At 39.4% G+C, this 14,804-nt stretch carries 14 protein-coding genes and 2 riboswitches; of the genes, 4 read left to right on the forward strand and 10 right to left on the reverse strand.

Annotated elements, in window-relative coordinates; genetic code table 11:
* The first annotated feature begins 57 nt into the window (after positions 1-57).
* A complete protein-coding gene (locus JOC83_RS17835) occupies positions 58-789 on the forward strand; it encodes a ZIP family metal transporter (RefSeq protein WP_205188755.1) in 732 nt (243 codons plus the stop codon).
* 114 nt (positions 790-903) lie between these two features.
* Here JOC83_RS17835 and JOC83_RS17840 read toward each other — a convergent pair whose 3' ends face one another.
* The 10 genes from JOC83_RS17840 to JOC83_RS17885 all read right to left on the reverse strand — a co-directional run bounded on the left by JOC83_RS17840 (position 904) and on the right by JOC83_RS17885 (position 11,189).
* Positions 904-1,143 (reverse strand): aspartyl-phosphate phosphatase Spo0E family protein, encoded by a 240-nt coding sequence (locus JOC83_RS17840; protein ID WP_239583620.1) that lies wholly within the window; start codon positions 1,141-1,143, stop codon positions 904-906.
* A 228-nt stretch (positions 1,144-1,371) separates the two neighbouring features.
* Positions 1,372-2,703 (reverse strand): CoA-disulfide reductase, encoded by a 1,332-nt coding sequence (locus JOC83_RS17845; RefSeq protein ID WP_205188756.1) that lies wholly within the window; start codon positions 2,701-2,703, stop codon positions 1,372-1,374.
* A 150-nt stretch (positions 2,704-2,853) separates the two neighbouring features.
* Positions 2,854-3,771: an ABC transporter permease gene (locus JOC83_RS17850; protein WP_205188797.1), complete on the reverse strand. Its 918-nt coding sequence runs from the start codon at positions 3,769-3,771 to the stop codon at positions 2,854-2,856.
* Between the two features lie 107 nt (positions 3,772-3,878).
* Positions 3,879-5,384 (reverse strand): sugar ABC transporter ATP-binding protein, encoded by a 1,506-nt coding sequence (locus JOC83_RS17855; RefSeq protein ID WP_205188757.1) that lies wholly within the window; start codon positions 5,382-5,384, stop codon positions 3,879-3,881.
* Between the two features lie 93 nt (positions 5,385-5,477).
* Positions 5,478-6,545, reverse strand: a complete 1,068-nt coding sequence (locus JOC83_RS17860; RefSeq protein WP_205188758.1) for a sugar ABC transporter substrate-binding protein — start codon at positions 6,543-6,545, stop codon at positions 5,478-5,480.
* A 130-nt stretch (positions 6,546-6,675) separates the two neighbouring features.
* Positions 6,676-7,197 carry a 1,2-dihydroxy-3-keto-5-methylthiopentene dioxygenase gene (locus JOC83_RS17865; RefSeq protein ID WP_205188759.1) on the reverse strand — a complete coding sequence of 174 codons (522 nt, stop codon included), beginning with the start codon at positions 7,195-7,197 and terminating at the stop codon, positions 6,676-6,678.
* A gap of 13 nt (positions 7,198-7,210) precedes the next feature.
* Complete coding sequence (locus JOC83_RS17870; RefSeq protein WP_205188760.1) at positions 7,211-7,840, reverse strand: methylthioribulose 1-phosphate dehydratase; 630 nt, start codon at positions 7,838-7,840, stop codon at positions 7,211-7,213.
* Positions 7,837-8,499: a 2-hydroxy-3-keto-5-methylthiopentenyl-1-phosphate phosphatase gene (locus JOC83_RS17875; protein ID WP_205188761.1), complete on the reverse strand. Its 663-nt coding sequence runs from the start codon at positions 8,497-8,499 to the stop codon at positions 7,837-7,839. The genes JOC83_RS17870 and JOC83_RS17875 overlap by 4 nt, the downstream gene beginning before the upstream one ends.
* Positions 8,496-9,740 carry a 2,3-diketo-5-methylthiopentyl-1-phosphate enolase gene (gene mtnW / locus JOC83_RS17880; protein ID WP_205188762.1) on the reverse strand — a complete coding sequence of 415 codons (1,245 nt, stop codon included), beginning with the start codon at positions 9,738-9,740 and terminating at the stop codon, positions 8,496-8,498. The genes JOC83_RS17875 and mtnW overlap by 4 nt, the downstream gene beginning before the upstream one ends.
* A 77-nt stretch (positions 9,741-9,817) precedes the next feature.
* A riboswitch (SAM riboswitch) is annotated at positions 9,818-9,929 on the reverse strand.
* Positions 9,930-10,016: 87 nt separating this feature from the next.
* Positions 10,017-11,189 (reverse strand): pyridoxal phosphate-dependent aminotransferase, encoded by a 1,173-nt coding sequence (locus tag JOC83_RS17885; RefSeq protein WP_205188763.1) that lies wholly within the window; start codon positions 11,187-11,189, stop codon positions 10,017-10,019.
* Positions 11,190-11,298: 109 nt separating this feature from the next.
* Between JOC83_RS17885 and JOC83_RS17890 the strand changes: the two genes are divergently transcribed.
* The 3 genes from JOC83_RS17890 to mtnA all read left to right on the forward strand — a co-directional run bounded on the left by JOC83_RS17890 (position 11,299) and on the right by mtnA (position 14,764).
* Entirely contained in the window at positions 11,299-12,084 is a 786-nt protein-coding gene (locus JOC83_RS17890) for a carbon-nitrogen family hydrolase (protein WP_205188764.1), read from the forward strand.
* A 116-nt stretch (positions 12,085-12,200) separates the two neighbouring features.
* Positions 12,201-12,361, forward strand: a riboswitch (SAM riboswitch).
* Positions 12,362-12,501: 140 nt separating this feature from the next.
* On the forward strand, positions 12,502-13,686 hold the full coding sequence (gene mtnK, locus JOC83_RS17895) for an S-methyl-5-thioribose kinase (RefSeq protein WP_205188765.1): 1,185 nt from the start codon (positions 12,502-12,504) through the stop codon (positions 13,684-13,686).
* Between the two features lie 28 nt (positions 13,687-13,714).
* Complete coding sequence (gene mtnA, locus JOC83_RS17900; protein WP_205188766.1) at positions 13,715-14,764, forward strand: S-methyl-5-thioribose-1-phosphate isomerase; 1,050 nt, start codon at positions 13,715-13,717, stop codon at positions 14,762-14,764.
* The last annotated feature ends 40 nt before the right edge of the window (positions 14,765-14,804 follow it).

The raw sequence follows: 14,804 nt of genomic DNA on the forward strand, positions 1-14,804 counted from the left end.
TGTCAAAATAACTATATAATGAAAACGACTGATTATTTGCGTTGAAGGAGATTGAACATGAAAGATGTACTAATAGGAAGTGTTTTATCCGCACTCTCTACGGGACTCGGTGCTTTGCCCATTTTATTTTTACACAACATGCTAACACACCGATGGAGAGATGTTTTATTAGCTTTAACAGCTGGTATCATGACCGCAGCTGCGACGATGAGTTTAATTCCTGAAGCTTTGCAAACGGGGGGATTTTTTCCTTTAGCAATTGGGCTTATGCTTGGTGTTGTCACATTGACATTGCTGGAACAAAACATTCCACATATTGACTTAAAACATTCGAAAACGGGAATTGAATTTGATGAAAAGGCATTGCTCATTGTTGCTGCTATTACCCTTCATAATTTACCTGAAGGACTATCTGTTGGAGTGAGCTATGCCTCTGATGTAGAAAACACGGGGAATTTAATTGCACTTGCAATTGGGCTGCAAAATGCACCTGAAGGTTTATTGGTCGCACTCTTTTTAGTTCAACAAAAGATTAGTAAGCTTAAAGCGTTTGTCATTGCTACCTTAACGGGAACTGTAGAGATTGTGACATCTCTTCTTGGGTTTTATTTAACAGCGTATATTAGCTCCCTTGTCTCTTATGGACTAGCTTTTGCAGCAGGATCTATGCTATTTATTATTTACAAAGAGCTCATTCCTGAAAGTCATGGGGATGGGAATGAACGTTTTGCTACATATTCCTTTATTTTAGGATTATTATTCATGATTTTTCTCATTCAAATCTTTTAATAGAATTCCCTGCTTATATTGTCTAGTAACATAATTAAGTTCAATAGCAGGGAATTTATCTAAGTAGCACATGTATCATCCTTCTACACCTGTTGAGATCTTGTCCTAATTTTTTCAAGATTTTTGCAAAGCAAATTTGCTTCCTAAAAATGAAAACAACGATTGCTTTTCTTGATGTTCTAGTAATTGTTTTTGATATCTATTTAAAAGTCCATCTAACTCTTGACTACATTGGATTGTCTCGCAACTTGTAAAACCAGTCTGTTCTGCAATCTCCATCATTTGTTGTCTTTTCATGACAATTTCAACAAGTAAGGCTTCTACGTTCGCCTCACGTTGACCTTGGATTCGCAACGCTGAGTCCTCCCTTAACTTTTATAAATTATCCCCCTAACGCATTATTACAAATTCTACTAAATATGTAAATAGACTCGCAATAATAGACAATTTTTTTAATCACTTTTTTAACGTTTTGTAATGGAATTGTTTAAAAAGTATTAATACATCAAGATTTATCCAGCAAATGGACAAATGTGCGTTCGACAAAATCTGTTGACTTATCTGACAAATTTCTACCTGCTTTTATGTTGCTTTTTGCGCGGCTCTTTGTACCGCATCCCACACAGATGCAAATGGAGGAGCATAACTAAGATCGAGCATGGAGACTTGTTCTCCTGTTAGTTTCATTGTAATCGCTGTTGCGAACACATCAATTCGTTTCGCTACCCCTGTTTTTCCAATCATTTGTGCTCCTAATAAAACGTTTGTGTTTGCATCATACACGAGTTTAATGGTTATTTTTTCAACGTTCGGATAATAAGAAGCATGGCTATTTGCTTGTTCTGTAACGGTTTTATATGAAAGCTTATATTGCTTTGCTTCCTTCTCGCTAATACCTGTTTTTGCTACTTCAAACTCAGCAATTTTTACGACGCTCGTTCCAACCACACCAGGAAATTCTTTTTTCTCATTCCCTAAATTATACCCAAGAATTCGTCCTTGCTTATTTGCAATGGTCCCTAATGCGATATGCACAGGTTCATTTAAAACAAGGTGATAACTAGTTGCACAATCACCCGCTGCATAGATATCCTTCACACTCGTTTCCATTCGGTTATTAACATGAATCGCGCCTTTTTCATTCATCTTAATCGACGTTTCTTTTAGAAAATCGGTGTTCGGCTTGACTCCTACGTTTACAATGACAGCGTCGGTCTCATAGGCCCCTTTATTCGTGCGAACAGTCCTTACGTGAGCATCACCTTCTAACTCTTTTACTTCCTCGTTTAAATGAAACGCAATTCGCCCCTTCAATCCTTCTTCAACAATTTCAGCCATGTCGGCATCAAAAGGAGGTAGAATTTGCTCATTTAATTCAATGACACGTACGCTTTTCCCAAGCTCAAGCATTGATTCTGCAAGCTCTAGTCCAATATATCCGCCTCCGATAATGGTTACATGCTTTACTTTCTCGTTATTGACAAACTGACGAATCCGCACGCCATCTTCGATATCTTTTAACGTAAACACATTCTCCATGTCATCTTTCATAAAAGGTGGACGAATCGGTGACGTTCCTGTAGCGATGACCAATTTATCGTAAGACACGCGTTTTTGTGTAGATGCTTGATGATCGACAACTACAACCTCTTTTTTTGTCTCATTAACTTCCACCACTTCATGTAGAGTGTGAATGTCAATACGGCGCTTTTGAAATTCTTCTTTCGTTCGCGCAATGAGTTCTTCTTCATCTTGTATAATACCTGATATATAGTAAGGTAAGCCGCATGCTCCATACGATACATGTTTTCCTTTTTCAAATACGACAATTTCAACTTCTTCATTTAGACGACGCAACTGTGACGCAGCGCTCATTCCAGCGGCTACTCCACCAATGATTACTACTTTATCCATACAATCCCCTCTTTTACACTATTTTCGATATCTTTCCCTTTCCTTTTTCCGCCCATTCATAAACAAAAAAGCGTCCAACATGAACGCTTTTTCGCTAGTGCATCTTCCCTCAAAGGTTTACCTAGATGAAGGATGCTATCCACTTATTGTCTAAATCATTCTACTGCGATAGTAGGTTAGGGCTAGTGCTCCCGCTAATACAGCTCCCTTAATGATATCTTGTGTATAATATGGAACATTTAACATCGTTAATCCATTTAACAATACTCCAATTAAAATGGAGCCAAATAACGTTCCAATGACATTTGGCTTTCCTGCTCCAAATACTGAAAAACCGATGTACGCAGCCGCTACAGCGTCCATTAGAAACGGTGCTCCTGCATTGACTTCACCAACTCCAATACGAGCAGCTAAGACAATTCCTCCAATTCCTGCAAACAGTCCTGAAAGCATATAAGCGTAAATACGATAGCGATGAACCGGTACACCCGATAGACGAGCCGCCTCAATATTTCCGCCTGTCACATAAAAGAAGCGACCAAACTTTGTATACGTAAAGAGAAGGTGAACAAGTAAAACAGCTAGTAGCATGATAATAACAGGCATCGGAATGCCAAACAGCTCACCTTGGCCGATATGCAAAAAAGAAGGAATAAAAATACCAGGTGCTCGCTCTCCTGCTGCAAGCGGCATGTTGGCATAAATAGCTGAACCTTTTGTATACGTTAATAAAATCCCTTGTACGATGAACATCATGGAAAGTGTTGCTAAAATATCTGGAATTTTTACTTTTACGACTAAAAAAGCATTCACAAGCCCAATCAAAACGGCTGCTAAGATGGGAACGAGTAATGCAATAAAAAGTTCTTGCCGATGTAACACTAGCATAGAGGCAGATAAAATCGTGGCCAATCCCGCTGTTGAACCGACAGAAAGATCTAATCCGTTTACCGTTAAAGAAATGGTTACACCAATTGCAATGAGTGTCACAATCGAAATCGAACGTAAAATATCACTAATATTGGCAGCCGTTAGAAAGTTCGGTGATAAAAGAGAAAAGATAACCATCACCGCTACGATTGTTAAGACCGTGCCATATTTATAAAGAAAATCAAATATACTTCCTGTCGATTGACTCGTCTGTTTACTCTGCTTTATCTCATTTAATTCCGTACTCACTTTTCTGTTCCTCCTGCAGCATAATAAAATAACTGTTCGTGTGTCGCTTCAGCACGTGACAGCTCTTTGACAAACTCTCCGTTATAGATCACATAAATGCGATCGGCAATGCCTAAGAGTTCATTAAACTCACACGTTGCATACACAACACCTTTCCCTTGTTTTACCAGTCCTTTTACTAGGTCAAAAATATCTCGCTTTGAACCAACGTCTACACCTTTTGTCGGTTCATCAAATAAATACACATCGGCATCTTTCACGAGCCATTTACCAATGGCAACCTTTTGCTGATTGCCTCCACTTAACGTTCCGACTTGTTGTTTAATCGAAGACGATTTTACCCCTACTTCTTGAACCGTTCTTAATGCTTGCGCTTTCTCTTTTTCTTTTAATAAAAAGGAGAGTTTCGTAAATTGAGATAAGCTTGGTAAAGTTAAGTTCGATGTAATGGATTCTTCTACAAGAATTCCTTCTTTTCTCCGTTCTTCAGGAACGAGAGAGATGCCATGACGAATGTAATAGTATGGTTCTTTATTTACTTTTAATTGCTTATCTCGAACATGAATATGTCCGGTAACACCTGATTGAAGGCCAAATAAACTTCGACATAGCTCTGTTTTACCAGCCCCAACTAGCCCTGCAATTCCAACGATTTCACCTTCGTTGACATGAAAGGAGACATTTGATACTTTCGTAGCCCACGATAAGTTCTCCACCTTCATTAATGGTGATCCAATGGATACATCTTCTTTCGGAAATTCCCCTTCAAACGTTTTTCCGAGCATATGAGAGATGACATCATCAATGCTCGTTTTATGAGTATCTGTTGTGATAATATGCTCGCCATCTCGTAATACTGTCACACGATCTGCGATATCGAACACTTCCTGCAGACGGTGTGAAATATAAATAATTCCTACACCTTGTTCTTTTAACTTACGAATCACTTCAAACAAACGTTTCGTTTCTTCTACACTTAACGGAGCAGTCGGTTCATCTAAAATAAGATACTCCACGTCTTGAGCAATGGCTCTTGCTAGAAGTACTTGCTGCTTCTCTGATAGGCTAAGCTCTCCAACTTCTTTTTTGACGTCAACGCTTGATCCAAGACGGAGAAGAGCAGCTTTTGCTTGTTCATATGTGTGCTTCCACTTCATGAGGGCAAACCCTTTTTTCGCTACCTGTGAGTTCAGCATAATGTTTTCTGCTACCGATAACGTTGGAATAAGAGCTACATCTACCTCTTGATGCACCATTTGTAAGCCATAATGCTTGGCATTCTTTGGCGAACGAATGGAAATAGTCTGCTCATTTTTTTCAATAATTCCATCATAAGTATCATAGGCTCCTGACAAAATCTTCATAAGCGTACTTTTTCCTGCGCCGTTTGCGCCTAGTAGTGCATGAACTTCTCCTTTTTTTATTGAAAAGCTCACTCCCTTTAGTGCTTGAAAAGAACCAAACGTCTTGGTGATATTCATCATCTTTAGCGCGTCTATCATATCTCTACCTTCCTTCTACCATTCTCGCTACTTCCTTAAGAACGGAATATGACATAGGCCTCGGCATCCTATGTCATATCACTTTGTAATAAATTAATCCCACGCTTCTACATATTCATGTAATTGATCCATATTAATTGGAGAATCTGGTAAGTCATCTTGTGTGACAAGAACTGGGTCAAATGAGTAGTAACGCGGTGTTTCTTCTCCTGCTAGCTTTTGTAAAACAAGCTCGACTTGCTTCGCGCCGACAGAGGCTGGATTCACGGCAGATGATGCTTTCCATGGACTATTTTCTTCCTGCATCATTTGTAAATCTTCATCCGATAAATCAATGCCATATACTTTAATCTCATCACGACCTGCTTCTTTAATTGCACGTGTTACCCCTTTTGCAAACTCATCCCAAGGTGCCCAAACCGCTGTAATATCTCCTTTATTCGGGTATTGTCGTAAAATCGCTTCCATTTTCGTTTGCGTATCTAATGACGTATTGCTTGATGCGTTTCCAAAACGAGCTACTTCTTTTAATCCTGGGTAGCGCTCGAGCATCATTTCATACACACGGTTACGCTTTTCCATCGGTGCAAATCCACCTACAAATACATATACAATGTTTCCTTCGCCATTAATGTCTTGTGCCATTTGTTTTAATCCTTGAAGTGCCATCATGTAGTCATCTTGGTCAATCGTTGTCACACCTTCTACATTCAGTTCAACATCAAATGCAACAACAGGAATACCTTTTTCAATGGCACGTTTCACACCTGGTTCTAGCGTTTCAGTACGACCGTGTTTAATGATAATGCCATCGACGTTTTGATTAATCGCAGCATCTAAATAGGAAGCCATTTTGGATTGATCATTATTTGCATCCGAAATGGTTAGTTTAACACCGCTATCCTCGGCTGCTTGCTTTACGCCATTAATATACTGAGCCGCGTGAGTACCCGTGGTAAACTCAGCAATTAACGCGATTTTAGCATCTCCTTCAAATGGTTTTATCGCTTTTTCTTCTGTTTTTTCTTCTTTTACTGTTTCTTTTTTCTCACTTGAAGCTGTTGGTTGCGCAGTCGGCTGTTCACTCGTACAAGCGACTAATGGAAACACAAGTGTAAAAATCAATAAAAGTGCAAAGGCATGTCGCATCCAATTTTTCATCTTTTCTTCCCTCTTTCCTGACTTTTTCGATGTTTTTAATTGGTTTTAGATAAAACGATAAGAAAGCCCTGCTTTTACAGGTGAATAAAAGCAAGGCTTTCTCACTTTCTTCTATATTATATGTGTGTCATTATTGAGCTTCGTAAATCGGTACCCAACCTTCCGTTGTGACAAAGATACGTACTGCAACTACTTTACGATCGTCCATTAATGTAAAGTAATGACGAATGTTTTCTGGAACAGAAATTAAGTCACCTGGCTCTAATTCCACATCAAAGAAATGGCCGTCTTTGTCTTGAATAACAAAAATGCCATGACCACTTACAATAAAGCGAACTTCATCGTCTGTATGATGGTGTTCGCGCTGAAAGTTTTGAAGAAGTTGCTCTAAGTTTGGTGTTGATTCTGAAAGTGAAATAACATCTTGTGCTTGATAACCACGACGGTCTGATATATCTTTAATTTCGGCTGCAAATGTTGTTAAAATAGCTTCTTTCTCTTCATCTGTTAACGCAAATTTCTCACGTAAGTTTTCTGGTAGTTTCGTAATATCCCAGTTTTCATAAATAACTTCATTATTTGTTAGAAATGCTGCCACCTCTTGTTGATTTTCAATACGCTCATTGTTTTTGTGTAAACGAATCGTTGCCATTAAAAATTCCTCCTCAACTTATTTGTAATTGATTTTTTAAGGTTAATAGCTTTACATGATAGCTAAATAAGAACTCATACGCTTCTAATACTTTTTTTGCTTCAAATGCGTTACGTCCCCAAACCGTAATGCCATGATTTCGGATGAGAACGGCTCCTTGGTCCCCTTGTATATGTTCATCAAAGGTCTCGGCAAGAGTCGGAATATGCGCATGATTCTGAATAATCGGCACAGACACTTCGGCATCTTCTTCCCAAATGCCTAGCGCTTTAATGATTTCTTGCCCTTTAAATGTAACTTCTCCCTTGTCACCATATAGCTCAGAGATAAGGTTGTTATCAATCGTATGCACGTGTAAACTACATCCGGCATTTGTTTTTCCATATACTTTTACATGAAGCAATGTTTCTGCTGAAGGGCGCAAAATTGTCTCTTCAGCAGGGTTTCCATTCGCATCAACAAGTAAAAAATCTTCACTTGTCCGCTTCCGCTTATCTTTACCGCTAGCGGTGACTAGAAACGTTGTTGGATCGTGACTCACACGAATGGATAAATTTCCACTCGTTCCGAAAAACCAATCTCGTCCTGCTAGCTCGTCTTTTACATCTGCTAGTTCATTCCAGCGTTGTACTAAAATGCTCATGTTGTCACCTCCACTAGCTTTTCGATTTCTTTTCTAACATCATAAAACGTTTCAAAGGACTGATGAGGGATGTTCAATTCTTCGCACTTCTTAACTAAAAAGTCACGCGCAATAACCGTATCCACCATTTTGGCCGCTTGTAAATCGGTAATGGAATCACCAATCATCACGGTAACATCATCTTCATTTGCAAGCGTACGAATCAGTGTCGGCTTACAGCATCCACACTCGTTATGACATTGATCATCACACGTATGTGGCCATGTAATGGTAATTCGCTCCTTGCTAAAGTCAGATTGATTGCAGTACACATTTTCTACGTCGATGATGTCTCCCAATAGTGGATAGACAAAGAAATCAATCCCTCCACTCACTACATAGAGAGGAATGTTTTGCTCTTTTGTAAATTGAACAAATTCTGAAAAACCTTCACGAATCTTCGCATGATTTAAAATGAACTCAATAATCTGATCTTTCAAGTTAGAAGGTAGCAAGGAAAACATCTTCCCTACTCCTTCTTGAATGGAAATACGCTGTGCGAGTACATCTTCTTTAATCGCATCCCATTCTGGTGGAGCGAATTGTTTCATAATCGCGATGATGTTATCACTGTTTGTAATCGTTCCGTCAAAGTCACAAAAGATTTTAATGTTGCTCATGACTTCACCTCAACCGTTCCCCACAAGTCAATGGCCTTGCTTAATTCTGGGGAGTTTTGTGCACCTTCTTGTAGGGTTTGCCCTTTTAACACAGCATCGACTGCATCTCGAAACGCTTTTCCACCACCAGCGGCTCCATCTGGATGACCGTGAACACCACCACCAGCGTTGATGACACTATCAATGCCAAAATCTTTCACAAGAAGTGGCACCATACCAGGATGAATGCCTGCTGATGGGACTGGAAATGCTTTCTTCACATAATGATTTGGTGCAACAAGCTCTGTTGAAATGCTGAGAGCTTCTTCAAACGGTAACGCCACGCTTCCGTATGGTGACGGAAACAATGAGAAGTCTGCTCCTGTTATACGGAGTAATTTTCCTAGTAACAGAGAATTCGAGAATCCGTAAAATTCAGATGGTGTTAACGCACCGCTTACGGCTGGATGAGCCATAAGCGGTAACGCAATTTCATCATCTTCACGAAGCGCTTGAAGGACGTCTAGTCCGTAGGCAAATACATTGAACAGGAGTGCATCGGCTCCGAGCTCTTTTGCTCGCTTTGCTTTTTCTTTTAAGTCGAATGTACGACCTGATACATTCACTGCATAAAGAGTACGGTGTCCTGTTTTTTCGTACACATCTTTTAGTACCGCTTTTCCATGTGTGATGCGTTTTTCAAATGGCGTTAAGTCGTTTTCAAATAAAATTTCATCATCTTTTACAAGGTCGACGCCGCCTAGCGCTTGCTGCTTTAACTGCTCTGTTAAGTACGATAAATCTTTTCCAAGTACACCTTTGAAAATACTCATCACGAGTGGACGATCATACACATTTAGCTCTTTACGAATGCCTTCAATACCAAAGCGCGGTCCTGGAAAGGCTTGAATCAGCTCTTTGGAAAACTCTAAGTCTATTAATTTAATTTTTCCATCTAGCGATAATTTTCCAAATACAGTTGTTAAAATGGCTGGTAGATCAAGTGAAAAATTAGCAGTTGGATACGCAATTTTAATGATTGCTTGATTCACTTCATTGTCTAAATACTGATTGACACGGTCACATGGTTGTAACGGAAAAACCGATACGACACGACCTTTATGCTTTTTTAATTGCTCTTGCTCAAGCAGCGGCAAATTCGTCCATGAACCAACGGTTAGTCCAAGTGCAATGCCTTCTGCCTTTTTATGAAAGTCACTATTTTTATCATGAATTAAATAGCTTGCAATTACTTCACTCATTTTGTCTAACTCCCTTGCTAATTAGTACGGATAAAAGAAAAAGTCTCTTCGCTGTAAGAAGAGACTTTTATCCGCTCTTCTTATCTCCCAGCTCTACGCTGCAAGAATTAGCACCGTGCTTAACAATTTATTGTTAAGTCGGTTGCCGGGCTTCATCGGGCTAGTCCCTCCACCTGCTCTTGATAAGAAAATTGTCTATTTATTTGTACGATCATTACTACCAATTTATAACTTACTACATAGTATGACAACTTGTCTTTTTTTGTCAACAAATTTTTAAAATAATGTTAATTTTTTTATTCGTTCGACCGCTTCTTTTAATCGATCTTCGTCTGTTAAAAGGCCTACGCGCACATAGCCTTCCCCGTACTGACCGAAGCCGATTCCTGGCGCAACAACGACATGTGCTTTTTCAAGTAAAAGGTCAGAAAATTGCTCAGATGTATACCCTTTTGGCACTTTGAGCCATGCAAAAAATGAACCCGCCGGTGCTGTCACATTCCAACCAATACTATTTAGCCCATCAATCAGTACTTTTCGACGAGATTCATAGCGTTCCACTAACTCCTCGACACATTGCTGTGATTCTAGTAGTGCAGTGGCTGCTGCATGTTGCACAGCGCTAAAGATACTAACATACAAGTGATCTTGTAAAAGGTTAATCGATTCTATAACACTTTCATTTCCGACTGCAAAGCCGATACGCCAACCTGCCATGTTATACGTCTTTGACAACGTATAAATTTCAATGCCAATATCTTTAGCTCCTTCAGTTTGTAAGAAGCTAATTGGCTTCTTCCCATCAAACCCAATCGCTCCGTATGCAAAATCATGCACCACACACATATTATGTTGCTTCGCTAACTGAACCGTTTCTTCAAAAAAGGCGTCTGTTGCGGTTGCCCCTGTTGGATTATTTGGATAATTTAAGAACATCAATTTTGCTTTTTCTTTCACATTTTCAGGGATGGCTGCATAATCTGGTAGAAAAGCATTCTCTGCTTTTAATGGCATCATTTCCATTTTTACTCGAGCCAACTCCACACCAGACCAGTAGTCCGGGTAACCCGGATCTGGGACAAGCACTGTGTCACCAGGATTAAGGATACATTGAGGAATTTCGACAAGCCCTGCTTTTCCTCCAAATAAAATCGCCACTTCTTTTTCCGCATCTAATTCAACACCATATTCTCGCTTGTAAAATTGGACAACCGCTTCTTTTAAAAATTGTTGCCCACGAAATGGAGAGTATTTATGGTAATTAGGATTTTCACTTGCTTGTTGAAGAGATTTCACAATATGCGCAGGCGTTGGTTGATCAGGATTTCCTTGACCTAAGTTAATGACGTCATGTCCTTGTGCCATGACATGACCAACTTTTGCGACGAGTGACGCAAAAAATTGCTTCGGTAAGCTTTTTAATAAGTCCGATTGCTCAAAATAGTTCATAATTGTACACCTTCTCAAAAATTTCTTGAAATTATAGTCAAAAATAATATATGTTTATAATCGACTTGTAAAGTGATTTTTCTAAACTAGTAAAGAGGTGACGATAAAGATGAGCTTAAAAGTCGCATGTATTCAAATAGATATCGCCTTTGGGAATCCGAAAAAAAATCGTACACATGTTGAAGAAAAAATGAAAGAAGCACTCGTAAACCAACCAGACGTTCTTGTCTTACCTGAACTATGGAACACTGGCTATGATTTAACAAGATTAGATGACATTGCTGATGAAAATGGCGATGAGACAAAGGCATTTTTATCTTCATTTGCGAAGCTTCATGGCGTCAGCATTGTCGCAGGGTCTGTGGCGAAAAAGACCGAAAAAGGTGTGACGAATACGATGTATGTATTCGATAAGAGCGGTGAATACGTCTCCGAATATAGTAAACTACACCTTTTCAAGCTAATGGATGAGCATTTGTACTTACAATCAGGTGATCAAAAGCATCTTTTTACTCTCGACAATACATTATGCAGTGGTGTCATCTGTTATGACATTCGATTCCCTGAATGGATTCGCGTTCATACGAGTGCGGGTGCAGAGGTAGTATTCGTTGTAGCCCAGTGGCCGCTTCCTCGCCTTGCACATTGGAAAGCACTGCTTATTAGTCGAGCTATTGAAAATCAATGTTATGTCGTAGCTTGCAATCGGTCAGGAACAGATCCAGCAAATACATTTGCAGGTCATTCACTTATTATTGACCCTTGGGGAGAGATTCTTGCAGAAGCTGGCACAGAGGAAGAAACCATCTTTAGTACGCTTGATCCTGTGAAAGTACGTGACGTTCGCAAACAAATTCCGGTCTTTTTAGATCGACGCACAGAATTTTATCAATAATTTTCAAAAAAGTCTGTTGACACATATTGGTTTCTCATGCTAATATTCTCATCAAGCGATTTTTACCATTACTTACAATCTTCTAAATAGTGAAACAACTAAATAAATTATGTTTACTCTTATCAAGAGTTGGCTGAGGGATTTGGCCCTATGAAGCCCAGCAACCGACCGTAATACCATCGCAAGGTGGAGCGCAGCAACAACGCGCTATGAACCATTTGTTCATGAAGGCACGGTGCTAATTCCAACAGAAAGAATACTTTCTGGCAGATAAGAGGTTTGAGCATCGCGATCAAGCCTCTTTCACAAAAGAAAGAGGCTTTTATATTTACGAAAAATGTAAAAGCCTCCGTAAAACAAGACAATTATTTTTCTTAGTAATTCAATGAATTTACTAAAACTTATGGAGGGATCACGATGGCTTTATCAAACGAACTAGTTTATAACCCATTAACAGAAATAACGGCAATCAAACTTGTAAAAAAGTTGAGCTTATTTGATGAAAACGAAGTCTTAACATGTCGCGAAATTGGAGATGGCAACTTAAATCTTGTTTTTCAGATTGTAAATGATCAAACGAATAAGTCACTCATTGTCAAACAAGCGTTACCATATGCAAAAGTAGTTGGTGAGAGCTGGCCACTATCACTAAATCGGGCAAAAATTGAGAGCGATGCGCTTCAAATTTTTGCAAAGTACGTGCCGCAATACGTACCGAAAGTGTTTTACTCAGATGATACGCTAGCCGTTACAATCATGGAAGATTTATCTCATTTACAAATTTCACGTGCTGGCTTAATTAGTGGTAAACAATATCCCCTTCTTTCTCAGCATGTTGGTGAATTTTTAGCACATATTCTGTTTTACACGTCTGACTTTGCAATAGAGCCTGAAAAGAAAAAACAACTCGTAAAGCAGTTTGTAAACCCTGATTTATGTAACATTACCGAAGATCTTGTGTTTACAGATCCATTCTTTGATCATGACACAAATGATTTTGAAGAAGGATTACGCAAAGAGGTTGAAGCATTATGGAATGATCAGGCAGTAAAGTTAGAAGCAGCAAAGTTAAAGAAAAAGTTTTTAACAAATAGCGATGCCCTTATTCATGGGGATTTGCATACAGGAAGTATTTTTGCTGACGATGCAACAACAAAAGTCATTGATCCAGAATTTGCTTTTTACGGTCCTCTTGGCTTTGACCTCGGACAGTTCGTTGCAAATTTATTATTAAATGCCCTTTCACTTTCAGAAGAAAAACAAGGCTTTTTATATGACCATATCGAAAAAACATGGCATGTATTTGAAACAACGTTTACAAAGCTTTGGAAAAAAGATAGTATCGAGGCATTTTCTAAGACAGAAGGCTATTTACAGCACGTATTAACACAAACGTGGCAAGATGCCATTGGCTTTGCAGGTTGCGAAGTGATTCGCCGTACCATCGGATTAGCTCATGTTGCTGACTTGGATGGTATTTCAAATGAGCAAGCTCGCCTTACAGCCAAACGCAGAGCGCTTTTACTTGGCCGTCAATTATTACTTCATCAAGAAACCCTTTCACCTAAAGACTTAAAAGAACTTGTTCAAAAAACCGTGTGAAAGAAGCAAGAGAAAGGATGTACACATCATGACAAATACATTATCACTTCCTCGTTCAGTTGAATGGGAAGAGACACATATTACCTTATTAGATCAACAGCTGTTACCGGGAAAAGTTGAATACATTGAGCTAAAAACAATAAAAGATGTGTGGGATGCCATCGTGACGTTAAAAGTACGTGGCGCTCCCGCTATTGGTATGACGGCTGCTTTTGGCTTAGCTCTTGCAGCTCAACAATATGAAACCGATTCAATTGATGAATTCAATGAGTTGTTACAAAAAGATAAAGACTATTTAGCAAGCTCTCGACCAACAGCGGTTAATTTATTTTGGGCCCTTGAGCGTATGGTAAATAGCATCACGAATGTCACATCCATCAATGAAGCGAAAACAACGCTTGTTCATGAAGCCATTCGCATTCAGGTTGAAGACGAAGAAGTGTGTTATAAGATTGGAGACAACGCCTTATCACTTTTCAAGAAAGATGACCGTGTAATGACGATTTGTAATGCAGGGTCAATCGCCACTGCTTACTACGGAACCGCTCTTGCACCGTTTCACTTATCTCGTGAGCGCGATATTCCACTGCAAGTGTATGCATGTGAAACAAGACCTGTTTTACAAGGCTCTCGCCTAACAGCTTGGGAGCTTCAACAGTCCGGTGTTGACGTGACACTCATTACCGATAACATGGCTGCACATACCATTAAAACGAAACAAATTAACGCCATTATCGTTGGAGCAGACCGCATTGCTGCAAATGGTGATACAGCGAATAAAATTGGCACGTACGGCTTAGCCCTGTTAGCAAAAGCCTTTCATATTCCTTTTTATGTTGCAGCTCCTCTTTCAACATTTGACCCCACGATTGCAAGTGGTGAGGAGATTCCGATTGAAGAGCGTAATCCTGAAGAAGTAACACACCTTCACGGTCAACAAATTGCACCAGATGGCATTGCCGTCTTTAATCCCGCGTTTGATGTGACACCCAATGAACTAATCACCGCCATTATTACAGATCGAGGAATTTTAAAAGGAAATTATCAAGAAGGCATTCAAACATTGTTTAACAACTAACAACAGAACCTCACCGTTTCGATTTGCATATCGGATAAAA

Source organism: Priestia iocasae (genome assembly GCF_016909075.1).
GTDB classification, from domain to species: domain Bacteria; phylum Bacillota; class Bacilli; order Bacillales; family Bacillaceae_H; genus Priestia; species Priestia iocasae.